We start from the raw sequence: 22,584 nt of genomic DNA on the forward strand, positions 1-22,584 counted from the left end.
TGAGGAATGTTAGATGATTCTTCTTCTGTTAGATAATCAATAAACAAGTCAACTTCTCAGGTAAATTCTCAAGTTTATAGTTAACTCTCTTTAGCCATTCTGATTTGTTATTATTGTCCATTTTGTCAGTTTGTGTTTGGTTAACTTGTTGTTAATTAGTATTGTATTTCAAAATTATACTTTTTTTGTTATCGCTGTATATCTGAATTAAATTTATACAATAGAATGTTTTTTTGATAAAGAACCAATTATAGAAAGATTAATATTTGATTCTCTTGTAACATATCCCCATACAACGTATCTAAATTACAAAACCAATCAACACACATGAGTAAGTATAAAGAAACATTTGAGTCGCTCTATGAACAATATTGGCAACGAATTTATCGATTGGCTCTAGGGTATGTTAACGATGTGGATTGGGCTAAAGATATAGCACAAGAGACATTCGTTAATGTGTGGAATCAGTTGCCCAAGTTTAGAGCTGATTCAGGCTATGGTACATGGATATACCGGATCACTGTAAATATCTGTTTAAGGCAAATAGAACGGAGTAAAAAAGTCATGCCTGATGAAAACAAGATAAGACAGAGCAAAAGTGTAGAGGAGGAGTACAAAGAAACCAATACTCAAAAACTCTATCAAGCCATTAGTGAACTCACAGAGATTAATAGAATTATTATTTCGCTGACTCTAGAGGGGGTGGATCAAAAACAGATTGCTGATGTGACAGGACTTACACATGCTAATGTGCGTACTAGAGTACATCGTATTAAAGAAGAACTATATCAAAAACTCAATAACTATGGAAAGTAATCAAGTAAATTTAGAACAGCTTTGGGCTATTCCGAGAGTAGAACACAGCGATATTAAGGAAGTTTATCAGTCTATAGATACCTATCGTTTAAAGAAAGTAAAGATGAATTGGGCTCTAGCTATAATAGGAGTGTTTACTATAGGATGGATTATCGGGATTAATGTACTATTAAAAGGAACAGTGTTCTATGGATCTATTTGGGTAGTATTAGGGAGTATAATTTGTGTTTTAGCAATCATAATGTTTATGACGAGTTATTATCGCTTAAATGGTTTAATACCAAGCTCTATATTAACACAGACTACAAGTGATTATATTGTATTGTTGACAAAAGAAAAGAAACAACAATTACAATTGTCTAAAGTATGGATGAATGTATATATTTTACTTTTTATAGTTGGGATAGCTATATACTCTTATCCATTTATAGACATGGTAGATACTGCAATATCGATAGGGTATTATATTGTATTAGCAGGATATTATGCTGTATTAGGGATTTGGGCCGGAGTGAATATGTATTGGAATAAAAAGATGAATTCAAAAAAGATAGTGAAGCTAGAGCAAATGATTAAAGCTCTCCAAGCTATTCAATAAAAAAAGTAAAGCCACCTTATGGGTGGCTTTGTATTTTAAATCGTTTTCAGGTGCAAAAAAGTAATTAGAATTTGTAACGTACTGCAATACCGAAATCTGCATAAATACCATCGCGGTAACTGTCATTTAAGTAGATCTCTGGACGCAGGTCTAAGGCTACTTGTATTGGAAATTCAGGGAAAGTGTATTCTACTCCTACAGTACCTGTGATTAGTCCGAATGCTCCACTATCAGAGTGTTTTCTTTTTCCTTCGTAGTAGCTAGAGTTCCATGTACCTACTGCAGCTCCTACACCAGCATACCAATCGAAGTTTCCTTCAATATTCCAAACCCATTGATAAATACCTGTAAGTTTTACAGCATCAAAGTCATTGTTGTTTCTCCAACCAAGATCTAATTCTAAACGGTTGTTTTTAGATAAGTCTCTCTGGTAAGAGATCTCTGTACCTAAACCGTGGTTTCCTCCAAAACGCAAACCTAATGCGTTTTTTGGTCCTTTTTGTGCTTGAGCAGTAAAAGCTACCGCTACAACAAGAGCAGCTGAAAGCAATAATTTTTTCATTGTAATGTTTTGTTTTTTTTGCATTTCAAAAGTAGTACAAAATGTGTGTGAATTCAAACTAAATAAGCAGGAGTGCCTTGTTATGGCATTAAATACGGCTACTCATAAGGCTTAAATGTTTAATAAGAATAAGTTAGTTGTTTTTAAAAAAGAAATAAAAAAATGTGGACTTAACAGATTGTAGTAGAATTATAAGAGGATTAGGAGCTAATTTGTAAATTATTGTAAAAAATGTGACAAGTTTTAAAATTGCTACTTTTCTATAGGAAGAGCAAAATTACTTTTCTACAATCAATTATTTGACTTATCTTACGTTAGTACTTTATAGTGTCTATTATCTAACTAAATATATTATTATATGACTATACAAGAATTTAAAAATAGCCTAACATTACCGATTGTAGTATCTCCTATGTTTATCGTTTCTGGAACGAAGTTAGTGATCGAGTGTTGTAAAAATGGAATCGTAGGTACATTCCCTGCTTTGAATGGAAGAAGTTCAGAGGATTTTGAAAAGATGTTAGTTGAGGTAACAACAGAATTAGCAGCCTTTGAGAAAGAGACAGGTATTAAGCCTGCTCCATTTGGGGTAAACTTAATCGTGAATAAGACCAACCCAAGAGTGATGCCTGATTTACAATTGTGTGTTAAGTATAAAGTGCCTTTAGTGATTACCTCATTAGGAGCAGTGAAGGATCTAGTAGATGCGGTACATAGTTATGGTGGGTTAGTCTTCCATGATATTGTGAAGAAAAGACATGCTGAGAAAGCAGCAGAAGCGGGTGTAGATGGATTAATATGTGTAGCTGCAGGAGCAGGAGGTCATGCTGGTACTGCGAGTCCTTTTGCCTTATTAACTGAGGTAAAGAGCTTTTTTAAAGGAGCAGTATTATTAGCAGGAAGTATAGATACAGGAAGTGATGTATTAGCAGCGCAGACTATGGGGGCTGATATGGCCTATATGGGAACTCGTTTTATAGCAACTAATGAATGTTTAGCTGTAGACGAATATAAGCAAATGATTGTTGACTCAGGTATAGATGATATTATGTATACAGATGGAGTATCTGGTGTGAATGCTAACTTTTTAAAACCTAGTATAGAAAAGGCTGGAATAGATCTATCAGAGAAGAAAGAAGAGGATTTTTCTAAATTAACAGGAGAGCATGCGAAGGCATGGAAAGATATTTGGTCTGCTGGGCATGGTACAGCAGGTATCGATAAAGTACTTAGTGTTAAAGATCTTGTTAGTCAGTTAAAAGAAGAATATAAAAATGCACTGAGTAAGAATGCTGATATTCAGAAGAATATTAAGTTTTAAGACCATATCATTTGATGAATATACAAAAAGAACAGCTCCCAAAAGGAGCTGTTCTTTTTTACTAATTATATAGTTGTATGATCATTTTAGATTTAGTATCTAAACGATAATCCTAGTGTGTAGTATCTACCATTCCCTCTTGCATATTCTGCATCTCTAGCTACTATCATAGAAGAGGATGTATAATACGATTTGTCAAATAGGTTTTCTACTCCTAATGTTAATTGTATAGATTTGTTGTATTGATAGGTAGCATTGAAGTTAAAAAGGTCAATAGGAGATACTTTACCTTCCCCTTCATTATAAACTAATACTCCTAACTTATTAGGCTTAGGTTCAAATTTATCTCGTTTAGAGGTATGGGTATAGTATAAGTTTAACCATAAATTATCAATAGGAGTGACTGTTGTAAATAAGCTTAGTTTAGGCGCAGCAATATTTAAACCACTCATATAAGTATCATAACTACCACTGTTGTTAGATTTCATTTTTCCTTCATAGCTCGAAAAACTTCCTCCTATAGTTGCCCAGCTGATAGGTTTACCATCTAGAGCGATCTCAATACCATTGATTCTTTGTGGACTTCTCACTACTTCCCAGAATCCTCCTTCACCTGCCTGAAGATCACTACCTAGTTTAGCGATAGACCAGAAATAAGCTATTCTAAAGTTCCAATTATTTGCTATCTGTGAGGTGAATCCTACTTCATAGTTATTCGTTACTACAGGATCTGTTTCTATTTTAGAGACAACATTGCTTTTAGCATTTCTAAGTATACGACCTAAATCATAAATTGATAATCCTTGAGAAAATGAAACATAAGGAGTGAATTCTTCTATTACTTTGTATTGTAATGCAGCATTAAATAGTGCTTTATCATAATCTAAGTTTCCTCCCTTTATCGCTAACCACTGTTGCCCTTTTCTTAAAGGAATTGTTTTATAGTCAGGTACCTTTACGTGAATATTATCATATCTCACCCCAGCTTTAAGAGTTAGGTTTTCGTAGAATACAGTACGGGTTTGTAAATATCCAGCACTGTTGTATGCTTTTAATTCAGGAACCCATAATCGCCCATCAACAAGGGGCTGGCTAGTTTTGTCAATTAAGAAATCACCTTCTATAATATAGTTTGTTCTGATATTATCAGTGAAGTTTAGTTTAGAGATGATACTTAATCTAGCACTAATTTTCTCTGCTTTAATAGTTGCTTGACCACCTGTTTCTTCCCATCGTGGAGATTTAGGATTATGCTCTCTGTAGTCAAATAAAGTATATAGTTTTTGCCCAAATACCGAAGCCTCTAAATCAACATTGTCCAAGATATTTTTGCTTGAGAACTTTAGATATCCATTGTGATTGTACTTAGTACCTTCATTTTCAGCTAATGGGTTTTTAGTACCGATAACCCCTTGTTGTGGAGATACGAGGTATTTTCCTCCCTTTGCGATTAGATCTGTGTTTTGTAATGCACTGTAGTAGTTATACATTGCTTCTAATCGATTGTTATCATTAAAGTCATAACCTATCTTAGCTAATAGATTTTGTGTTGTTACTTCTCCTAATCCATAACGAGGAGAGATATAATCTCCTTCACCATCTATCGCTCGTCCAGATTTAATGATGTTGCCATTGATTAAGTAATCGATTTGTTTTAGTCTACCAGAGAACTGTTGGTTTAATTGATACCCATGTGTATTGTTGTTTTTAGTAGAAGTAGCATCAGATAAGGCTATAGAAGTGCTTCCACTAAAAGTTTTGTTTTGATTCGCTTTTTTCGTGATAAAGTTCACAATACCTCCAGCACCTCCATTGCCGTAAAGAGAAGTGGCTCCTTCGATTACCTCAATGCGTTCGATTGCATAAGGACTTATAGTACGAAGATCTCTGTCTGTGTTGCGCAGTGGAGTACTCTGTGGTACACCATCTATTAAGACTAGTATCTGTCTACCACGGATAGTTTGACTTCTATTACTAGTAGTATTAGAGCTCAACCCTATAGAAGGCACTGCAAGACCTAGTATAACTGACATATCAGGATTTAATTGAGCATAACTTTCTATTTCTTTTTGAGTAATGACAATAACAGAACTTGAGCTATTGCGTTTTATCTCTGGTAATCTTGTAGTAGATACGATAATTTCTTCTAGCTGCTCATCGCTTTTTTTTGTTTCTTGTTCTTGCGCTAGTATTGTAGAACTGGTTAGAAGTAGAGTGAGTAGTGTAATTTTTTTTACATTCATTTTTTTATGTTTTAATTAGAATGTAAAGGTATATACATGATGTTATTTAGAATTGGTTTAAATAGATTTTTATAAAATATTGAATTGCTAAGAGGTCATATGTGTGATATATGCGAATAATCTTTTTATTTTTTTTTGGATGTGTTTTTTTTATCAATTTGTAGTGTGAAATATTTAATAGACTCAGTTTATAGAAATCAAATATTTAATTTTTAAAGGCTGTAATTTTAAATGAATATTGCTATAATTGATAAGATGATTGAGTCTGTAATTGCTGCTTTTAGAGTCGAGTATACTTATGTAATTTGCATTTCTTCAAAAAACGATTATCTTTGTCTTTTAATTATCAAGAATTCTACTTAATAAGTAGAATAGCAACCTGCAACAACAAGCAAGGTGCTGCAATCGATAAGCCAGAAATGGAAAAAATGTTGTTTACTTCCTTAGTAAGTTTTATTTCTACCAATCTGGCAAATTATTTGTAATAACATTATTATTAAATGAAAGCTATGTCAGATAACAAGTTTTACACTTTTATTCCTTTTTTTATTTTTATTGCCATCTTTTTAGGCTCAGGTATACTATTAGGTGATTTTTATAAAATACCATCTCCTATAGCAATATTTGTCGGAGTGGTATCCGCATTTTTATTATTTTATAAAACACCAATGCAAGAGAAAGTTATTTCTCTTATTCAAGGATGTGGAGATAGTAAGATTATCACGATGTGTATTATCTATTTATTGGCTGGTGCTTTTGCGACAGTGACTAAATCAATAGGAGGAGTAGACACGATGGTAAATATTGGACTTAGTGTAGTGCCAATAGAATATCTAGCTATTGGAATCTTTGTAATTGCTTGTTTTTTATCTTTAGCGATAGGTACCTCTGTTGGAACTATTGTAGCCTTAGGACCTATTGTAGTGGGGTTAGCCGAGAAATCAGGGACTTCTATGGGGCTATTATGTGGAACGCTATTAGGAGGGGCGATGTTTGGGGATAACCTTTCTATTATATCAGATACAACGATTACAGCTACACAAACGGTGGGATGTGAGATGAAAGATAAGTTTAGAGCTAACTTTAAATTAGCATTACCAGCCGCTTTAATTACGATAGTAGGTTTATTCTTTATGAGTGGAGGGGCTACAGATGTAGCCTTAGAGCTAGGAGATACAAGTAATTTTTGGGTAATTATCCCTTATATATTAATTATCGTACTAGCCTTAGTAGGAGTACAAGTATTCGTAGCTTTATTTATCAGTATTTTGGTAGCGGGAATTATTGGGCTTGTTCAAGCGGATTTTGATGTATTAGGTTTTGCTAATTTGACGTATGAAGGCTTTGTTTCTATGAATGAGATATTCTTATTGTCTATGTTGACAGGAGGATTGGCGAAGATGGTAGAAGATCAGGGGGGGATTCAATGGCTGTTAAAACAAATGAAGAAGCTGATGAAATCTCCTAAAGGGGCTGAGTTCGGTATTGCAGGATTAGTGTCATCGATAGGAGTGTGTTTAGCTAATAATACAGTTTCTATCTTGGTAGCAGGTAATCTAGCTAGGGATATTGCTACAGAGTATGAATTAGAAAGACCACGCGTTGCTTCTATATTAGATATTTTCGCTTGTATTATTCAAGGCATCTTACCTTATGGAGCACAGATACTGATCTTATTAAGTTTTACTAATGGACAGATAGATTATCTAGATTTGATGAAATATTCGTATTACTTTGTTGCTCTGTTGATTATCACGTTAACTTATATGATTTTTTTGAGAAAAAGTACACAAACAGCATAAAAGGGGCGTGAGAAAATACAAATTGTTTATATTTGTCCTCGGTTCAAATACAAAAATTGGATTTACACATGAAATTATTAGAAGGTAAAATCGCTATTATCACTGGTGCTACAAGAGGAATCGGTAGAGGAGTAGCTTTAGCATATGCTCAACAAGGAGCAAGTGTTGCATTCACATATAGTTCTTCTGCTCAGGCAGCTGTAGAATTAGAGCAAGAATTAACAGCTTTAGGTGTTAAGGCAAAAGGATATCAATCAAATGCAGCTGAATATACAGCAGCAGAACAATTGGTAGAAGAGATTTTAAAAGAATTCGGAAACATTGATATTTTAGTTAATAACGCTGGTATTACTAAAGATAACTTATTAATGAGAATGTCTGAAGCAGATTTTGATGCTGTAATTGAAGTGAACTTGAAGTCTGTATTTAATATGACAAAAGCTGTTCAACGCACAATGCTTAAAAACAGAAAAGGGTCTATTATCAATATGAGTTCTGTAGTAGGAGTAAAAGGAAATGCTGGACAAGCGAACTATGCTGCTTCTAAAGCTGGAGTTATTGGATTCTCTAAATCTATCGCATTAGAGTTAGGTTCTCGTAATATCCGTTGTAACGTTGTTGCTCCTGGATTTATTGAAACAGAGATGACTGGTAAACTTCCTGAAGATGTAGTAAAAGGATGGAGAGATGCTATTCCATTAAAACGTGGAGGTACTCCAGAAGATATCGCAAATACTTGTGTATTCTTAGGTTCTGATATGTCTGCTTATATCACTGGTCAAGTGATTAATGTAGATGGTGGAATGCTTACTTAAGAGTGAACACATAACCATATATAAAGGCTATCTGAGTAATCAGGTAGCCTTTTTTAGTTTCAACACTAATTATTTTTTGTCTTTTAGGGAATACTCAGTACTTTTAAATAAAAAAATGAAGAAGGTATTAGATAAAGGAGTAGCAGTAGGAAAACAAGGCCTTAAGTCATTTAGAATCGTGTTTATATGTTTGATTCGATGGCTAAGCATGATGATGGTAGGTGTATTTTTGTCTCTTTGGATTTTTTTCTATTCAATGAGCAAGATTTATCAGTTGAGAAAAGGAAGTGAAGCACAAGGCTTTTGGGATAACTTCACAGCTTTTTTTAGCGATATAAACTATTCTGTGATTATCATCTTTCTCTTACAAGTAGTGATGATTATCGCCTATTTCTATGTAGCTAATAAATATGCTATTCAGAAGGCAATCTCTTTATTATGGGAGAGGCAAGGAAGTGTATTTATTACCAATTACGTGGCTCAGTTGATGGAATATCTACATCAGAAAAAACCTACACTGTTTGGAAGTCAACCTGATAAAGAAGCGATACAGAGAGAGCTAATAGCGCTTAATGAAGATAATCATGTAGCGGGTATGGTACAACGAAAAACGACAAACTACGTCCTTTCAAATGCTAAATTAGGCAATGGGCCTTCTACTTTGTTACAACAGTTGACAACACTTCGTTTTAATCCTTTAGCGTTACTTCCTGGACTATGGATGTTTTATGCCTTAGTAGGGATACAAATCTTGTTTATATTGTATATTTACTATAGATATTAGATGGTTAAAATAATATAGAAATAAATGTTATGAAAATAGGAAATGATACAATAGGTATAAGTAATAGTGATAAGATAACAATATTAGCTTTCTTCTTTATAGTATATGTGTTGATAATGCTTCTTTTTGACTGGTTATTCGATGGAGCTATTAAAAGTTGGGAGAACTATCTTTTAAAAGGGTTGGTGTATAGTATTGTACTTTCTGTATTGATGTATTACGCTATTAAGACCTTGACCAAAAAAGTGGAACTAAAGCTACAAATACCATTAGCAGAAGGAGAAGAGCTAGAAGTATACGGAGTAGCTAATATGTTCTTAGGTAAAGAAGCCTTAGGGGGTAAACTGGGCTTGACAGAAGACACCTTAGTGTTTCACTCTCATAAGTTTAATATACAGAAGAGTACGGTGCGTATCCCTTTTGAAGATATTAAGACGATCAAGCCTTGTAGAGTGATGTGGTTGCTTAATAATGGAATAGAAGTACAGACTGCCACAGACCGATGTGTATTTGTGGTCAATGATAGAAAAACGTGGTTAGAGGTTATTCAGAAAAAGATAAAGTAGCACGAGTTATTCTTTAAGTAAATGTTCGGTTGCTGCATGTGTAAGCTTTTCAAAATCAGCAAAAAAACAAGAAAGGCCTACTTGGTTGCCATGATGATCTCTTAGTTTAAGAGAGCTGTATAACCCTAAATCAAAATAATTAATCTCTTTTATAGTCGCACTATGTGTGGAAATAAACTGATTAATAAATGCTTGATTCCGAGTCTTTTTGTAAATAGAAAAAATACTTAGACCAATGATACTAAATAGAATTGCGTAGGTAATAAAGTGCTTATTCATCGTAGTAAGTAATTTAATAAGAGTAAGATACAATAAATATTTTGATAGAGAACGACTATATACATTAAAGTCGTTTTTTTATGCCTGTATGTGAATTATAATTTAATAGATTAACTCCAATAGATTAGCTAAAAAAATTAGCAAAGTGATGTTTTTTGTAAGTAGGCTAATAGATTATCATCAAAAAAGACTACCTTAGCTATTATGATTACAATACTTCGATGAATAAATTTACAGCTATAGATTTTGAGACAGCTCAGCCTCAGCGCAATAGTATTTGCCAAGTTGGCTTAGTTGTATTTGAGAACGGAATTATAGTAGATTCTTTAAACATTCTTGTACAACCTCCTCAGAATGTCTATTGGAGCAAATTTATTGACGTACACGGTATCACACCAGAAGATACACAGTATGCACCTACATTCGAAGAAGTTTGGCATAAGATATTACCCTTTATACAATTTCAGAATGTAGTAGCACATAATGGCTTTGGCTTTGACTTTCCAGTCTTAGAGAAGACATTAGAGTATTATAACTTGGCTGTGCCTGAATACGAGAAGCATTGTACTTATAGATTGTATAAAAAAGGGTTAGCTTCTTTGGCTGAGAAGTATAATCTTGCATTAAATCACCACGATGCTCTTAGTGATGCTAAAGTATGCGGAATATTGTTTGATCAATATTTAAAGCAAGGAGGTCTAATTTAATAATAGCAAAATTATGACGAACAGTAAAGAGTATTTAGCACACAATAAGAAGTCTTGGGATAAACAGGCGTTAGCTAATCAACAATGGTCTATACCTGTAAGTGCAGAGACAGTAGCAAAAGCTAAAGAAGGTGAATGGGAATTATATGTGTTGCCAACTCCAATAGATAAGAATTGGTTAGGCGAAGTAAAAGGAAAGCGCGTATTATGTCTAGCATCTGCTGGAGGGCAACAAGCACCTATTTTAGCGGCTATAGGAGGTAAGGTGACTGTGTTAGACCTGTCTACTGAGCAACTTAATAAAGATAAGCAAGTGGAGCTAAGAGACGGTCTTGACCTAACTACTGTAGAAGGGGATATGACGAATCTAGAGATGTTTGAAGACAATAGTTTTGACATTATTGTACATCCGATATCGAATCATTATGTAAGTGATGTGACGAAGATCTGGAGAGAGTGTTATCGCGTGTTGGACAAGGGAGGAAGACTAATCAGTAGCTTCTATAATCCAGTGATATTTATACACGATAGAGATCCTAAGTATGCAGCAGAAGGAGTTGTGAAGCCTATGTATAAGATTCCTTATGCAGACTTGACAGATATGACTCCAGATCAGGTAGAAGAAAAAAGAAATAAAGAGGAGGCTTTCGTCTTCGGACATAGTCTTCAAGATTTGATAGGAGGACAGCTACAAGCAGGTTTTTTAATTAAAGAATATGAAGAGGTATTTCAACCACATCCTCGCTTTGTAGTAGATCATTATTTACCAACTTTTATAGGTACAGTAGCAATTAAACTTCAATAGTATGGAGAAAAATATAGTCTGGACAGGTGTCGATAATTTATCGATTGAAAAATGTGTCCTGATTGATAAAGGAGAAACTATTCACAGTAAAGGGGAATTAGTAGGAAATAAGAATAATCAGGTGTATGGTGTAGAGTATCAGGTAGTAGTAGATCAGAGGTGGGAGACTAGATTCTTTGATATCACTAGTAAGGTAGGGCATAAGCACTATACTATACATGGATATAAGTTAAATAATCAGTGGATTATAGATGAACAAGAGCATCCAGAGTTACACGATTGTTTAGATATAGATATTTCTGTGACACCTTTTACTAATGCATTGCCTATTAATAGACTTAACTTAGCGATAGGAGAGTCTAAGGAGATTGCAGTGCTGTATATTAACCCTATAGAGGAGCGTTTTACTAGAGTAGTGCAGCGTTATGAGAGACTATCTAAGACCACTTATCACTATAAAAACTTGTGGAGTGATTTCGAGTCTACGATAGAAGTAGATATAGATGGCTTAGTGACTAATTATCCGAAGTTATTCAACAGACTATAAAAAGACAAAGCCCCAATGAAGATCGGGGCTTTTTTATATACGTTTCAAAAGAAGCTTATTTCTTCTTCTTTTTATTGTTTTCAATCATTTTTAAGTCTTCAGCTTGTTCTATGGCATTCCCTTCTAAGTCAAACTTAGCTTCCTCTTCAGTAGGGACAACAAACTTATCCTTTTTAGATTTATACAGTGGAAATAAATAAGAGATGGTATAATTAAACCCTACACCGATACTACCACTGTGTTTTTTGTTATACCCTGGAATATATAGGTTCTCAAAATCATCAGGTTGTGTCTGTGATATAAGTCCGTTTAGTCTCATGGTGAATCCCATAAAGACATTGCTAAATACTCTTGTTTTAATACCTGCTACAAATTCTACCCAGTGTGCACTAAGTCCACTTTGTTTTCGATCTACTTCTATTCTTTCTTTAGGGAAATATGGGTCAGTAGTATATGACTGATACCAATTAAGAGTTTGAGAGAAGGTCGCAAAACCGTATCTAAAACCTACATAGATCATATCTTCTCTATCTAACCAGTTTTCGTATAGGTTATAGTTACCTCCTATACGAATGTAGTTACCATTGGTTGTAAAACCATAGCTGCTCTCATCTCTATCCATCTTATCATGACCTATCTCTGCTGCCGCATACCAGTTTTTAGTAAGACGATAATCCCCAACTACTTCAAAACCTTGATAAGTATTGTCATAGAATGAACGCGTGATTCTAAATAAATCAACTCCCACACGCAGTCCATATCTCTGTGGGTAGTAATGAGGTGATTCTTCTGCAGCATTAGTAAGTGGAGCAGGAGTCTTTAGTTCTGTAGGATTATTCTCTTGTGCAAATGAAGAGAAAGCTAATAGTAGTAAACCACAATTAATAATAAATCTTGAAGTGTGCTTGTTTGCTATCTTGAATTTCATTTGTTTCTGTTGTATAATATTTGATCCAGTTACCACTCGTTTGTTGAGGTTCTCCGTTTAACAAAGGAGAAGTACCATCTTGATTTAAGGAAAATGTAGATACATATCCACAGGCTTTATTAAGATACTTGGTATTGATTTTATATTTAAAAGTCAATGTATCATAAAGTGTGTCTGTCTGATTCTGAGTTCTTCTTATTGATTTAAGTATCCATTCAGATTCTTGATTATCTAAGCGAAGCGGTATTAGTAATTTGTTTGCTTTGCTTTTGATAACATCTTTTTCTCTACCTGCAACAAAAGCTTCAACTAAGTCATTCTTAGCGATTCCTTGATCCTCAAAATTGTAGAATTCAATTAGAAAGTTAGGCGTAGTAGGCTCTTCCGTACCACAAATATCATCTTTCTCACAAGCGCTAAAAATAAAACTTCCTAAGCTTAGAAATACTGCTGCCAATATTAGTTTTTTCATATAGATTTTTTATCTCTGTATATAAGTTGTCAAAAATACTAAAACTAATTCAGAACTCTTTAAAAAAGTTCGACGTCAACTTCTATACTTTTAGAGTATAAATGTTTTGGAATAAATGTAGAGAAAATGATTCTTTTTTGCTTTAAAGATTCTAAATAGTGTCGTTTTTTGGATTTTTATGACTGTAATTAACATAGTAATTGTAAATAACGCCTTATATTTAAAGTTCTAAGATAAGTAAAGATTAAGTAAAATGTTAGAAACTGTTTCAGGTTTGCAGGTAATATTAGCAGTTACCCCTGTTATATTGTTAATTGTATTGTTAGGTTTTTTAAAGTTGCCAGGTGAGAAAAGTGCCAGTATTACTTTAGTTGTTACAGCATTAATAGCGTTATTTGGTTTTAATCTCTCTTTGATAGATACTTCTTTATCAGTGATATATGGAGTAGTTAAAGCTGTTTTTCCTATCTTGATTATTATCTTAATGGCTATTTATAGTTATAATGTACAAGTAGAATCTCAGAAAATAGAGATTATTAAACAACAGTTTTCGGCTATTTCAACAGATAAATCTATTCAAGTATTACTACTGACTTGGGGATTTGGAGGATTGTTAGAAGGAATGGCAGGTTTTGGTACAGCAGTAGCTATTCCTGCAGCTATTTTGATTAGTTTAGGTTTTAAGCCCATGTTCTCAGCCGTTGTTAGCTTGATTGCTAATAGTGTGCCTACAGCCTTTGGAGCTGTTGGTATTCCAGTTATTGTCTTGGCTAGAGAAGTAGATATGGTAGAGCAGATTACCACGATTAGTGCCCATGTAGTTTGGCAGTTAGCAGTATTGATGTTTTTAGTTCCATTTTTAATTGTAACATTAGCAGATAAATCTGTAAAAGCTATCCCAAAGAACATTATTTTAAGTCTTCTAGTAGGAGGTGTTACCTTAGCTGTTCAATATTATGCAGCAGTATATATAGGAGCAGAGACTCCTGCTATTTTAGGAAGTATAGCCTCGGTGATTACCATTATTGTATTTGGAAAAATCACGGCAAAGAAAGAAAACAAAATAGAGAAGCACAGCTTTAGCCATCTAAGTATCTTTCAGGCATGGAGTGTATATGGGCTGATCTTATTACTGGTTTTATTGACTAGTCCTCTGTTTCCTTTTGCAACAATGATGAAATCTAATTGGGAAATATTCCAAACGAATTTTAATTTTAATATAGCTGGAGGTATCCGTACTGTGGGGATATATTGGCTAACAGATACAGGAGTACTTATCTTTGTAAGTTCTTTAATAGGAGGACTTATACAAGGAGTTTCTCTAAGTGAGTTGTTTGCTTTATTAGGTAAGACAACTGTCCAATTAAAAAAAACTGTTATCACAGTATGTTGCTTAATCGCCTTATCTACTTTAATGGATTTGTCAGGTATGATTACTGTTCTAGGATTAGCCTTAGCAACAGCGACAGGAGCATTTTATCCATTCTTTGCGCCTGCAATAGGAGCATTAGGTACTTTTCTTACAGGTAGTGATACTTCGTCTAATATCTTGTTTGGTAAGTTACAGGCTACAGTTGCCGATAAGATTGGAGCAGATAAAGGATGGTTGGCAGCAGCGAATACAACAGGTGCTACAGGTGGAAAGATTATTTCTCCGCAGAGTATTGCTGTAGCTACAACAGCTTGTGGAGAACAAGGTAAAGAAGGTATTATCCTTAAAAAAGCTGTCGGTTTTGCATTGTTATATATTTTAATAGCAGGCTTGATAGTATATATTGGAAGTTAAGAATTAAATAGATAGATATATGAGAGTTGGGTTGTTTATTCCTTGCTATGTGAACGCAGTTTATCCTGAGGCGGCATTAGCAAGTTATAAAATATTGACACATTTTGGGGTAGAAGTAGATTATCCCGTAGATCAGACTTGTTGTGGTCAACCTATGGCTAACGCAGGTTTCGAGAATAAAGCTTTGCCTTTAGCGAAGCAGTTTAATAATTTATTTGAAGAGTTTGACTATATAGTTGCTCCTTCGGGTAGTTGTGTTGGGTTTGTAAAAGATACTTACCCGAGATTAATGGAGAAGGAAGGCTGTACGAGTAAAGTAAGTGGTAAGGTGTATGATATCTGTGAATTCTTACACGATATCCTGAAGATTGACAAATTGCCAGGTAAGTTTCCTCATAAAGTAAGCCTTCACAACAGTTGCCATGGATTAAGAGAATTAAAGTTAGGAGCAGCTAGTGAATTAAATATAAAACCTTATTCTAAGGTAAAAGCCTTGCTTAGTCTTGTAGAAGGTGTAGAAGTAGTAGAACCTACTCGAGTAGATGAGTGTTGTGGCTTTGGAGGGATGTTTTCTATAGAAGAACCAGCTATTTCTATCCGAATGGGGAATGATAAGGTGAGTTGTCATGTGGCTACTGGTGCAGAGTATATAACAGGGCCAGATAGTTCGTGTCTAATGCATATGGGAGGGATCATAGATAAGAATAAGTTACCTATCAAGATGATTCATGTTGTAGAAATTCTAGCTTCAGGTTTATAATTATGAGTAGTACAAAACATGCACAGAATGCTGACGCGTTTCAGCAGAATAAAGAGAAAGCTACTTGGCATGATAATGCACTGTGGTTTGTAAGAGAGAAAAGAGATAGAATGTCTAAGACGCTTCCTGAATGGGAAGACCTTAGAGCAATGGGTGAGAAGATAAAACTACATAGCGTTAGTAATCTAGCGATGTACCTTGAGCAGTTTGAAGCAAATGCTATAGCTAATGGAGTGATAGTACACTGGGCTAAAGATGCAGAAGATCACAATGCTATCATGGCAGAGATCTTAAATAAGCACAATGCAAAAAAAGTAGTGAAAAGCAAGTCTATGCTGACAGAAGAATGTGATCTTAATCATTACTTAAAGACCAAGGGTATTGATGTTGTAGAAAGTGATTTAGGAGAGCGAATCTTACAGTTGAATGGGACTGCACCTTCACATATCGTACTTCCTGCTATCCACATGAAGAGAGAAGAAGTAGGAGATTTATTTGCCGAAAAACTAAATACAGAGAAAGGCAATAGTGATCCAACTTATCTTACTCGGGCAGCAAGAGCTTCTTTGCGCAATGATTTTCTTACTGCTGATGCAGCAATTACAGGAGTGAACTTCGGTATAGCAGCCACAGGAGAGATTGTTGTTTGTACCAATGAAGGAAATGCCGATATGGGAACTTCATTGTCTAAACTACACATTGCCTCTATGGGGTTAGAGAAACTAATACCAGATTATGAGAGTTTAAGTGTGTTTACTAGATTATTAGCCCGCTCTGCAACAGGACAACCAACTACTACGTATACTTCTCATTTTAGAAAACCAATCGAAGGAGGGGAGTTTCACATCATCTTAGTGGATAATGGAAGAAGTGAAATATTGAGCAATGAAGAACATATCAAATCTCTTAATTGTATTCGCTGTGGAGCATGTATGAATACTTGCCCTGTGTACAGACGTAGTGGAGGATATTCTTATACTTACTTTATCCCTGGGCCAATAGGTATTAACTTAGGAATGCTTAAGGATCCTGTTAAACACAGTGAAAATCTATCTGCTTGTTCTCTATGTTATTCTTGTAATAATGTATGTCCAGTGAAAATAGACTTAGCTGATCAAATCTATAAATGGCGTCAAGATTTAGATTCTTTAGGCAAGGCTAATTCATCTAAAAAGTTAATATCAACAGGAATGCAATTTTTGTTTACTCATCCTGCTTTGTTTAGAACGAGTTTGAAGTTTAGTTCATTGGCAAAATATGCACCGCGTTCTCTGACTTTTGGGTTAAAAGAATGGGAAGACGGGCGTAACCTACCGAATTTTGCAAAAGAGTCGTTTACAGAAATGTGGAAAAAAGGAAAAGTAAAGAAACAATAGAGGAGTTATGAGTAGTAGAGATCAAATATTAAATAATATAAGACGCAATACAAAACAGGTCTTTGACAAGCCGCAAATGAATCTGTCTGCAATTGAGTTTGACGATAAATTAACTCAATTCATAGAAGTGTCTAAAGCAGTTGGCGGTGATGCTATAATCTTAAAAGAGGGTGAAGATATCAATGAAGTGATTCGCGCTCTTTATCCAAAGGCAAAAGAAATTGCTTCAGTGGTAAATGGTATTCACTTGACAACTTTAGATCCTGATAGTGTAGAAAGCCCTAATGACTTAAATAATGTGGATTTAGCTATTGTAGAAGGAGCCTTTGGAGTATGTGAGAATGGGTGTATATGGCTTCCACAGCAACTTAAGCACAAAGCTCTATACTTCATCACACAGTATTTAGTTATTGTCTTAGATCGTTCTAAATTAGTGAATAATATGCATGAAGGATATAAACTGATTACACCTAGTGAGAAAGGTTTTGGAGTGTATATATCAGGACCTTCTAAGACTGCAGATATTGAACAGGCTTTAGTAGTAGGAGCACACGGACCAAAGGGTCTGACTGTGATTCTAAAGTAGATAAACGATAAGAGAGAGGCTAGCCTCTCTCTTATCGTTTATATCTTTTCAGTATGGACTGAAGAATCTGTTTACTCTATAATTTCTGTGAATATTACATCTCCAACGTAGTCAATACGTTTATCTTTAAGTTTAAGTTCGAAGTAGCTCTTATTTAGTACTTGTTCTTTTACGTCCTCTTTAGGGGTTGTTAAGAAATAGAACTCAAGATCTGTATTTGGATAAGAATTAATGATGCTAATCATGTCATTTTCTATATCACTATATGTTACGATACTAGTTAGTTGAGTTTCTGCTATTTCATGTGGATATATACGTTTTCCAAAGTCAGTAATTTTTCCATCAACACTCTTAACAGAAGCATTCGGAACTAAAAAAGAAACTGTCATAGTAGCGCTTACAGGTTTGCTTGCTTCTAATTTTAAAATATATTCATTGTGGTATGTGTTAGCAGGTTCTGAAACAATGACATCGCTAATAACCTCTTTTCCAGACTCATCTATATACTGTGTTCTTACGATGCTTAAGGTAGCTTTATCTACCTGATAGGTAGTACCATTGAGATAAAACGTTTTTTCAGTAGGTTCAGTTACTTTAACAGTAACGGTATTACTGTCGTGGTATAAAGCCTGCCCATTACTAGCTTTAGCTTGAAAAGTATATTCACCAACTTTTAATGGTTTAAAACGCCCTTGTTTAGATACACTTTCATCACTAGTTAGATTGGTTATCGTAGCTTCTGTTGTGATATAGTCTCCATCTTGATTTTTAACAAGGAAGTACAGAGGTTTATTTACGCGAGTTTCTAGTGTTCTAGCCTCAAGGATAAGACGTCCACTTCGTTTTTGCTCTGTGTTATTATCATCGCTACTACACGAAATTAAGGTTAGCATAGGTAGTAAAAGTGCAGTTAGAATTTTTTTCATCTTTTGGTTGTTTTTATATTGAAGTAAAAATAACTTATAATTAATATAAAATTAAGGCAAATTTTGATAATATTAACTTTAACCTTGCGTTTATTTAATTTAACGAGTATTTGGTTCGTGTTTAAAGTGAAGTAAGTATTACATATTAGTAATCTAGTAAGATCAATTCAGTATAATTAATTTATCTTTATTCTTAACATTGATTAGAGTTGGATTAAGATATAATCTATAGTTAAAATATAAAAAGCTCTTCAAAAGAGAGCTTTTACATCATTTGTAGAATTAATTAATCTAACACTTCGAACTCATCTGTTCCTTCTACACGACCTAGTTCACTTCCTACAGGAGCGTTTAGATAAGGAATAATAGCTTTGTCATTATGAGCTACAGCATTCACACTATAGATATCTGTATTGTCAGGATTATCTAAGTATGTTTCATCTTCTGTATTGCTTAAGAATCTCCATCCACTATCAGTATCAGAGTTTGGTTCTTCTCTGTACATATAGTCTACTTTCTCGCCTTCGATCATGATTTTAGCAGACACTAGACAGAATCCGATATCTCCTACAAGATTCTTTAAAGCTTCGGCAGGAATATTATTATCTTGGTTCATCGTTATTATTTTATAAAATAAAAGGCAACCTAGATGATTGCCTTTTGTTGTTAGTTTATTATTTGTTATCTCAGTTCTAATAGAACTACGTTTTCTACGTGATGCGTCTGGGGGAACATATCCACAGGACGTACTTTGATCACTTTATATTTGTGATCCATAAGAGCTAAGTCACGTGCTTGTGTAGCAGAGTTACAGCTTACGTATACGATGCGTTTTGCACCTACTTTTAATAGCATTTCTACTACATCTTTATGCATTCCATCACGAGGAGGGTCAGTAATGATAACGTCTGGATGTCCATGTGTCGCTATGAACTCATCGTTAAATACATTCTTCATATCTCCTACAAAGAAGTCACAGTTCGTAATATTATTGCGTTCAGCATTTAGTTTAGCATCTTCTATTGCCTCTGGTACAGCTTCAACACCGACTACTTTACCAGCCTTTTTAGAAACGAACTGAGCGATAGTACCTGTACCTGTGTATAAGTCATATACTAATTCGTTACCTGTAAGACCTGCATAGTCTCTTGTGATTTTGTATAGTTCGTATGCTTGCTCAGAATTAGTTTGGTAGAATGACTTAGCATTGATGCTAAATTTAAGACCTTCCATTTCTTCTAAGATATAATCACGTCCTTTATAAAGCACTACATCTTGATCATAGATAGTATCATTCGCTTTACCATTGACTACATACTGTAATGATGTAATCATAGGGAAGCGCTCTGCTAAGAAGTCTAATAATAACTCGCGTTCTTCTTTGTTGTCATAGAAGAATTGAATCATCACCATTATTTCGCCTGTAGAAGCAGTTCTGATCATCAATGTACGCAACAAACCTTCTTGCTCACGTGGGTTAAAGAAAGCTAAATTATGCTCGTTAGCGAATCTTCTGATTTCATTTCTGATTTCATTAGAAGGATCTTGTTGTAAGTGACATTTTTTGATGTCTAAGATCTTGTCCCACATTTTAGGGATGTGGAATCCTAATGCATTTTCTTTACCCATTTCTTCTCCGCTAGCTACTTCTTCTGGTGTTAACCAGCGAGCGTTAGAGAAAGAGAATTCCATCTTGTTTCTGTAGAACAATGTTTCTTCAGATCCTAAGATAGGTTCGAACTCAGGTAATTCAATTTTACCTATGCGCTTTAAGTTATTAAAAACCTCTTGGTTCTTATAGAATAACTGTTGTGCATAGTTCATGTTTTGCCATTTACATCCACCACAAGCTCCGAAGTGTTCACATACTGGCTCTATTCTATGTTCAGAAAATTTGTGGAATTTCACAGCTTTCCCTTCATAATACGCTTTGCGTTTTTTGAAAGTCTGTACATCTACCACATCTCCCGGAACTACGTTAGGAATAAAGATTACTTTCCCATCTGGAGCTTTAGCTACCGAAACGCCTTTTGCACCTGCATCAAGGACTTCTACGTTTTCGAATACGATTCTTTCTGTTCTTTTTCTACTCATGCCGCAAAAATAAGTTTAATTTCATTTGATAAGTATAGTTGATGCTTATTCATAATGAGTTTATATAAGATATATTGGTTGTGTAAGTGTTTGAATAAAAGGAAGATGTGTGTGTTGGCGAAATTAGGGTATTGTAGTCATTAGTTTAATTAGGTCAATAGACATCTTAAGGAATATGAAACTTTTGTGAGTTGTATTTGTATCTAGTTAGCTTTGTTTGTTAAAAAGCATACGCATTAATCATAATTATCGAAAAGGAATTGATAAAATATCTAACTTAGGGTATTAATCAATTTATATTATATGAAAGCTTTAAAACTGATTTTATTCTTCTTTTTAGTGTCTATAGTGGGCTATGCACAGACTATTCGTTTGCCTTATGATGATGAGTCTGGTTGGATGCTTGTAGACTTGCAGGTTAATGATAAGCCGATGAAGTTCTTATTTGACACAGGGTGGGATGGATTGTCTATTAGAAGCAGTTTGCTTTCAGAATTCTATCATGGAGAACATGTAGCAGCAGTCGATGTTAATAATGTTGTACAAGCAGTTCAGACCATATATGTAGATAGTCTAAAGGTAGGAAATCATACTTTTTACCATTTGCCATTTACTGACTTTGAAAGCTTTCCGATGGTTAATGATCCTATCTTTAGTTGTTATAAAATCGATGGTATCCTAGGGAATGTTATCTATAAGGATAAGATATTAGAAATAGATCCTATTAAAAAGGAAATTGTATTACATGATTTGTCACCAGAGCTAGTGAATACTATATTGACTAATGATTTTATTCCTGTTGATGCTTATCCTACGCAGCAAAAAAGTAGAATTATGGTTCCAGTAGAAATGGGTGGTAGTGTGAAAAGACTGTTCTTATTGGATACAGGAGATAATGGATACCTAACTATGACAGCAGATAGAGGTGTGATCGCTTACTTGAGAACCTTAAAGTTTAATTCGTACATCAGTGTAGGGAGTATAGGAGCCTTCGGTATGAATGAAATAGTGAATCGTACACTGATCACGCAAGAAGCTAAGATTAAATTGGGAAAAATAGCCTTAAATAATGAAGAGGTTACATTTAATATGAATGACAATACCTATCAGATGGGAGTGGAGTTTATAAAACAGTTTCATTTGTATTATTTACCTTCTTTAAATCTAGTTTATTTTAAAAAGGTCAAGGAAAGTAATGTAGTGTCTAATTTAGAGAAGATAGGATACGGTATTGCTTATATAGATGGGCAGTATATGGTAGCAGCTATTCATGAGCGTGAGAATGTAGTGCGATTAGGAGATATAGTGCTTTCTATAGACGGTATTCCTATGGAGAAGTTATGTTACTATAGAAAGTATCTTCAACAACACAAGGGGCAACCAAAGCTAGAAGTAATGAGGGAAGGTAAGAAAATTACTTTGTAGATAATAGTAGGATAAACAAAAGCGATAATAGAGTTAGGATTTATTATCGCTTTTTTGTAGCTATAGATGAGAAAGAATTGAAAAGGGAATAGGAAACTTCTGTTTAATTATGGAGTGTATAAGTAGGATGCTAGAGCAATGCTAGGGTGGCCTAACACATTCCTTCGAGAAAACACCTTTCTAGGCTAGGAAACTCCAAGGAAAGTGCAAGTAATCTGCAAGAATCAGCAAGGTACACGATAAAGGAATAAATAGAGTAGGGAAGGTATATAAACAAAAAAAGCGACCAATAGGTCGCTTTTTTAACTAGTGGGGAGAGCAGGATTCGAACCTGCGAAGGTTTCCCAACGGATTTACAGTCCGTCCTCGTTGGCCGCTTGAGTATC

At 34.5% G+C, this 22,584-nt stretch carries 23 protein-coding genes, 1 tRNA gene and 1 riboswitch; of the genes, 15 read left to right on the plus strand and 9 right to left on the minus strand.

Annotation, left to right across the window (positions count from 1 at the left end; translation table 11 throughout):
* The first annotated feature begins 327 nt into the window (after window positions 1-327).
* Both HX049_RS13365 and HX049_RS13370 read left to right on the plus strand, forming a co-directional pair.
* Window positions 328-816 (plus strand): RNA polymerase sigma factor, encoded by a 489-nt coding sequence (locus tag HX049_RS13365; RefSeq protein ID WP_286416425.1) that lies wholly within the window; start codon window positions 328-330, stop codon window positions 814-816.
* Complete coding sequence (locus HX049_RS13370; RefSeq protein ID WP_286416427.1) at window positions 806-1,414, plus strand: hypothetical protein; 609 nt, start codon at window positions 806-808, stop codon at window positions 1,412-1,414. The genes HX049_RS13365 and HX049_RS13370 overlap by 11 nt, the downstream gene beginning before the upstream one ends.
* A 64-nt stretch (window positions 1,415-1,478) precedes the next feature.
* Here the strand turns inward: HX049_RS13370 and HX049_RS13375 are convergent, their stop codons facing one another.
* On the minus strand, window positions 1,479-1,976 hold the full coding sequence (locus tag HX049_RS13375; protein WP_006263740.1) for a hypothetical protein: 498 nt from the start codon (window positions 1,974-1,976) through the stop codon (window positions 1,479-1,481).
* Between the two features lie 358 nt (window positions 1,977-2,334).
* Between HX049_RS13375 and HX049_RS13380 the strand changes: the two genes are divergently transcribed.
* Window positions 2,335-3,297, plus strand: coding sequence for an NAD(P)H-dependent flavin oxidoreductase (locus tag HX049_RS13380; protein WP_286416429.1), 963 nt, complete (start codon window positions 2,335-2,337; stop codon window positions 3,295-3,297).
* A 92-nt stretch (window positions 3,298-3,389) separates the two neighbouring features.
* Here HX049_RS13380 and HX049_RS13385 read toward each other — a convergent pair whose 3' ends face one another.
* Window positions 3,390-5,540: a TonB-dependent receptor gene (locus HX049_RS13385; protein WP_286416431.1), complete on the minus strand. Its 2,151-nt coding sequence runs from the start codon at window positions 5,538-5,540 to the stop codon at window positions 3,390-3,392.
* A gap of 338 nt (window positions 5,541-5,878) precedes the next feature.
* A riboswitch (SAM-I-IV-variant riboswitch) is annotated at window positions 5,879-5,979 on the plus strand.
* A 61-nt stretch (window positions 5,980-6,040) separates the two neighbouring features.
* Here HX049_RS13385 and HX049_RS13390 point away from each other — a divergent pair.
* The 4 genes from HX049_RS13390 (at window position 6,041) to HX049_RS13405 (ending at window position 9,507) form a co-directional block, all read left to right on the plus strand.
* Entirely contained in the window at window positions 6,041-7,342 is a 1,302-nt protein-coding gene (locus HX049_RS13390) for a Na+/H+ antiporter NhaC family protein (RefSeq protein ID WP_286416433.1), read from the plus strand.
* A gap of 68 nt (window positions 7,343-7,410) precedes the next feature.
* On the plus strand, window positions 7,411-8,157 hold the full coding sequence (gene fabG, locus HX049_RS13395) for a 3-oxoacyl-[acyl-carrier-protein] reductase (protein ID WP_006260004.1): 747 nt from the start codon (window positions 7,411-7,413) through the stop codon (window positions 8,155-8,157).
* 115 nt (window positions 8,158-8,272) lie between these two features.
* On the plus strand, window positions 8,273-8,941 hold the full coding sequence (locus tag HX049_RS13400) for a hypothetical protein (RefSeq protein ID WP_286416434.1): 669 nt from the start codon (window positions 8,273-8,275) through the stop codon (window positions 8,939-8,941).
* A gap of 29 nt (window positions 8,942-8,970) precedes the next feature.
* Window positions 8,971-9,507, plus strand: coding sequence for a GRAM domain-containing protein (locus HX049_RS13405; protein WP_286416435.1), 537 nt, complete (start codon window positions 8,971-8,973; stop codon window positions 9,505-9,507).
* 6 nt (window positions 9,508-9,513) lie between these two features.
* Here HX049_RS13405 and HX049_RS13410 read toward each other — a convergent pair whose 3' ends face one another.
* Complete coding sequence (locus HX049_RS13410; RefSeq protein WP_286416437.1) at window positions 9,514-9,786, minus strand: hypothetical protein; 273 nt, start codon at window positions 9,784-9,786, stop codon at window positions 9,514-9,516.
* A gap of 221 nt (window positions 9,787-10,007) precedes the next feature.
* On the opposite strand from HX049_RS13410, the gene HX049_RS13415 reads away from it, so the two are divergent.
* From HX049_RS13415 to HX049_RS13425, 3 genes are read left to right on the plus strand one after another with little or no spacing between them, the layout of a single operon-like run.
* Window positions 10,008-10,493 carry a 3'-5' exonuclease gene (locus tag HX049_RS13415; RefSeq protein ID WP_006260008.1) on the plus strand — a complete coding sequence of 162 codons (486 nt, stop codon included), beginning with the start codon at window positions 10,008-10,010 and terminating at the stop codon, window positions 10,491-10,493.
* Between the two features lie 13 nt (window positions 10,494-10,506).
* Window positions 10,507-11,298: a class I SAM-dependent methyltransferase gene (locus tag HX049_RS13420; protein WP_286416438.1), complete on the plus strand. Its 792-nt coding sequence runs from the start codon at window positions 10,507-10,509 to the stop codon at window positions 11,296-11,298.
* Between the two features lies 1 nt (window position 11,299).
* The gene (locus tag HX049_RS13425; protein WP_286416440.1) at window positions 11,300-11,845 is read left to right on the plus strand and encodes a putative glycolipid-binding domain-containing protein; all 546 of its coding nucleotides are present in this window, start codon (window positions 11,300-11,302) and stop codon (window positions 11,843-11,845) included.
* Between the two features lie 55 nt (window positions 11,846-11,900).
* On the opposite strand, the gene HX049_RS13430 is transcribed toward HX049_RS13425, so the two are convergent.
* Both HX049_RS13430 and HX049_RS13435 read right to left on the minus strand, forming a co-directional pair.
* Complete coding sequence (locus tag HX049_RS13430; RefSeq protein ID WP_286416441.1) at window positions 11,901-12,773, minus strand: DUF6048 family protein; 873 nt, start codon at window positions 12,771-12,773, stop codon at window positions 11,901-11,903.
* A complete protein-coding gene (locus HX049_RS13435) occupies window positions 12,727-13,245 on the minus strand; it encodes a DUF6452 family protein (RefSeq protein ID WP_286416443.1) in 519 nt (172 codons plus the stop codon). Before HX049_RS13435 ends, HX049_RS13430 begins: the two co-directional genes overlap by 47 nt.
* Window positions 13,246-13,498: 253 nt before the next feature.
* On the opposite strand from HX049_RS13435, the gene HX049_RS13440 reads away from it, so the two are divergent.
* Genes HX049_RS13440 through HX049_RS13455 form a run of 4 tightly spaced genes read left to right on the plus strand, consistent with a single transcriptional unit; the run spans window position 13,499 to window position 17,753 of the window.
* Window positions 13,499-15,031 (plus strand): L-lactate permease, encoded by a 1,533-nt coding sequence (locus tag HX049_RS13440; protein WP_286416445.1) that lies wholly within the window; start codon window positions 13,499-13,501, stop codon window positions 15,029-15,031.
* A 19-nt stretch (window positions 15,032-15,050) separates the two neighbouring features.
* Window positions 15,051-15,791: a (Fe-S)-binding protein gene (locus HX049_RS13445; RefSeq protein WP_025126192.1), complete on the plus strand. Its 741-nt coding sequence runs from the start codon at window positions 15,051-15,053 to the stop codon at window positions 15,789-15,791.
* A 2-nt stretch (window positions 15,792-15,793) separates the two neighbouring features.
* Window positions 15,794-17,167: a lactate utilization protein B gene (locus HX049_RS13450; protein WP_286416447.1), complete on the plus strand. Its 1,374-nt coding sequence runs from the start codon at window positions 15,794-15,796 to the stop codon at window positions 17,165-17,167.
* Window positions 17,168-17,174: 7 nt separating this feature from the next.
* Complete coding sequence (locus tag HX049_RS13455; protein ID WP_286416448.1) at window positions 17,175-17,753, plus strand: LutC/YkgG family protein; 579 nt, start codon at window positions 17,175-17,177, stop codon at window positions 17,751-17,753.
* 71 nt (window positions 17,754-17,824) lie between these two features.
* Here the strand turns inward: HX049_RS13455 and HX049_RS13460 are convergent, their stop codons facing one another.
* From HX049_RS13460 to rlmD, 3 genes are all read right to left on the minus strand, one after another.
* Window positions 17,825-18,679, minus strand: a complete 855-nt coding sequence (locus HX049_RS13460) for a hypothetical protein (RefSeq protein WP_286416449.1) — start codon at window positions 18,677-18,679, stop codon at window positions 17,825-17,827.
* A gap of 286 nt (window positions 18,680-18,965) precedes the next feature.
* Window positions 18,966-19,295, minus strand: a complete 330-nt coding sequence (locus HX049_RS13465; RefSeq protein WP_286416450.1) for a DUF2185 domain-containing protein — start codon at window positions 19,293-19,295, stop codon at window positions 18,966-18,968.
* A 65-nt stretch (window positions 19,296-19,360) separates the two neighbouring features.
* Complete coding sequence (gene rlmD / locus HX049_RS13470; protein WP_286416451.1) at window positions 19,361-20,773, minus strand: 23S rRNA (uracil(1939)-C(5))-methyltransferase RlmD; 1,413 nt, start codon at window positions 20,771-20,773, stop codon at window positions 19,361-19,363.
* Window positions 20,774-21,076: 303 nt separating this feature from the next.
* On the opposite strand from rlmD, the gene HX049_RS13475 reads away from it, so the two are divergent.
* Window positions 21,077-22,198, plus strand: a complete 1,122-nt coding sequence (locus HX049_RS13475) for an aspartyl protease family protein (protein WP_286416452.1) — start codon at window positions 21,077-21,079, stop codon at window positions 22,196-22,198.
* Window positions 22,199-22,508: 310 nt separating this feature from the next.
* Here the strand turns inward: HX049_RS13475 and HX049_RS13480 are convergent.
* Window positions 22,509-22,583, minus strand: a tRNA-Tyr gene (locus HX049_RS13480).
* Window position 22,584: the final 1 nt, after the last annotated feature.

Origin of the sequence: Myroides odoratimimus, assembly GCF_030326305.1 — a bacterium.
Lineage (GTDB): Bacteria > Bacteroidota > Bacteroidia > Flavobacteriales > Flavobacteriaceae > Flavobacterium > Flavobacterium odoratimimum_A.

Bases quoted from the DNA above. Each gene is read 5' to 3' on its own strand.
- HX049_RS13365 (WP_286416425.1), top strand. From the start codon at position 328: ATGAGTAAGTATAAAGAAACATTTGAGTCGCTCTATGAACAATATTGG.
- HX049_RS13370 (WP_286416427.1), top strand. From the start codon at position 806: ATGGAAAGTAATCAAGTAAATTTAGAACAGCTTTGGGCTATTCCGAGA.
- HX049_RS13375 (WP_006263740.1), bottom strand. From the start codon at position 1,976: ATGAAAAAATTATTGCTTTCAGCTGCTCTTGTTGTAGCGGTAGCTTTT.
- HX049_RS13380 (WP_286416429.1), top strand. From the start codon at position 2,335: ATGACTATACAAGAATTTAAAAATAGCCTAACATTACCGATTGTAGTA.
- HX049_RS13385 (WP_286416431.1), bottom strand. From the start codon at position 5,540: ATGAATGTAAAAAAAATTACACTACTCACTCTACTTCTAACCAGTTCT.
- HX049_RS13390 (WP_286416433.1), top strand. From the start codon at position 6,041: ATGAAAGCTATGTCAGATAACAAGTTTTACACTTTTATTCCTTTTTTT.
- fabG (WP_006260004.1), top strand. From the start codon at position 7,411: ATGAAATTATTAGAAGGTAAAATCGCTATTATCACTGGTGCTACAAGA.
- HX049_RS13400 (WP_286416434.1), top strand. From the start codon at position 8,273: ATGAAGAAGGTATTAGATAAAGGAGTAGCAGTAGGAAAACAAGGCCTT.
- HX049_RS13405 (WP_286416435.1), top strand. From the start codon at position 8,971: ATGAAAATAGGAAATGATACAATAGGTATAAGTAATAGTGATAAGATA.
- HX049_RS13410 (WP_286416437.1), bottom strand. From the start codon at position 9,786: ATGAATAAGCACTTTATTACCTACGCAATTCTATTTAGTATCATTGGT.
- HX049_RS13415 (WP_006260008.1), top strand. From the start codon at position 10,008: ATGAATAAATTTACAGCTATAGATTTTGAGACAGCTCAGCCTCAGCGC.
- HX049_RS13420 (WP_286416438.1), top strand. From the start codon at position 10,507: ATGACGAACAGTAAAGAGTATTTAGCACACAATAAGAAGTCTTGGGAT.
- HX049_RS13425 (WP_286416440.1), top strand. From the start codon at position 11,300: ATGGAGAAAAATATAGTCTGGACAGGTGTCGATAATTTATCGATTGAA.
- HX049_RS13430 (WP_286416441.1), bottom strand. From the start codon at position 12,773: ATGAAATTCAAGATAGCAAACAAGCACACTTCAAGATTTATTATTAAT.
- HX049_RS13435 (WP_286416443.1), bottom strand. From the start codon at position 13,245: ATGAAAAAACTAATATTGGCAGCAGTATTTCTAAGCTTAGGAAGTTTT.
- HX049_RS13440 (WP_286416445.1), top strand. From the start codon at position 13,499: ATGTTAGAAACTGTTTCAGGTTTGCAGGTAATATTAGCAGTTACCCCT.
- HX049_RS13445 (WP_025126192.1), top strand. From the start codon at position 15,051: ATGAGAGTTGGGTTGTTTATTCCTTGCTATGTGAACGCAGTTTATCCT.
- HX049_RS13450 (WP_286416447.1), top strand. From the start codon at position 15,794: ATGAGTAGTACAAAACATGCACAGAATGCTGACGCGTTTCAGCAGAAT.
- HX049_RS13455 (WP_286416448.1), top strand. From the start codon at position 17,175: ATGAGTAGTAGAGATCAAATATTAAATAATATAAGACGCAATACAAAA.
- HX049_RS13460 (WP_286416449.1), bottom strand. From the start codon at position 18,679: ATGAAAAAAATTCTAACTGCACTTTTACTACCTATGCTAACCTTAATT.
- HX049_RS13465 (WP_286416450.1), bottom strand. From the start codon at position 19,295: ATGAACCAAGATAATAATATTCCTGCCGAAGCTTTAAAGAATCTTGTA.
- rlmD (WP_286416451.1), bottom strand. From the start codon at position 20,773: ATGAGTAGAAAAAGAACAGAAAGAATCGTATTCGAAAACGTAGAAGTC.
- HX049_RS13475 (WP_286416452.1), top strand. From the start codon at position 21,077: ATGAAAGCTTTAAAACTGATTTTATTCTTCTTTTTAGTGTCTATAGTG.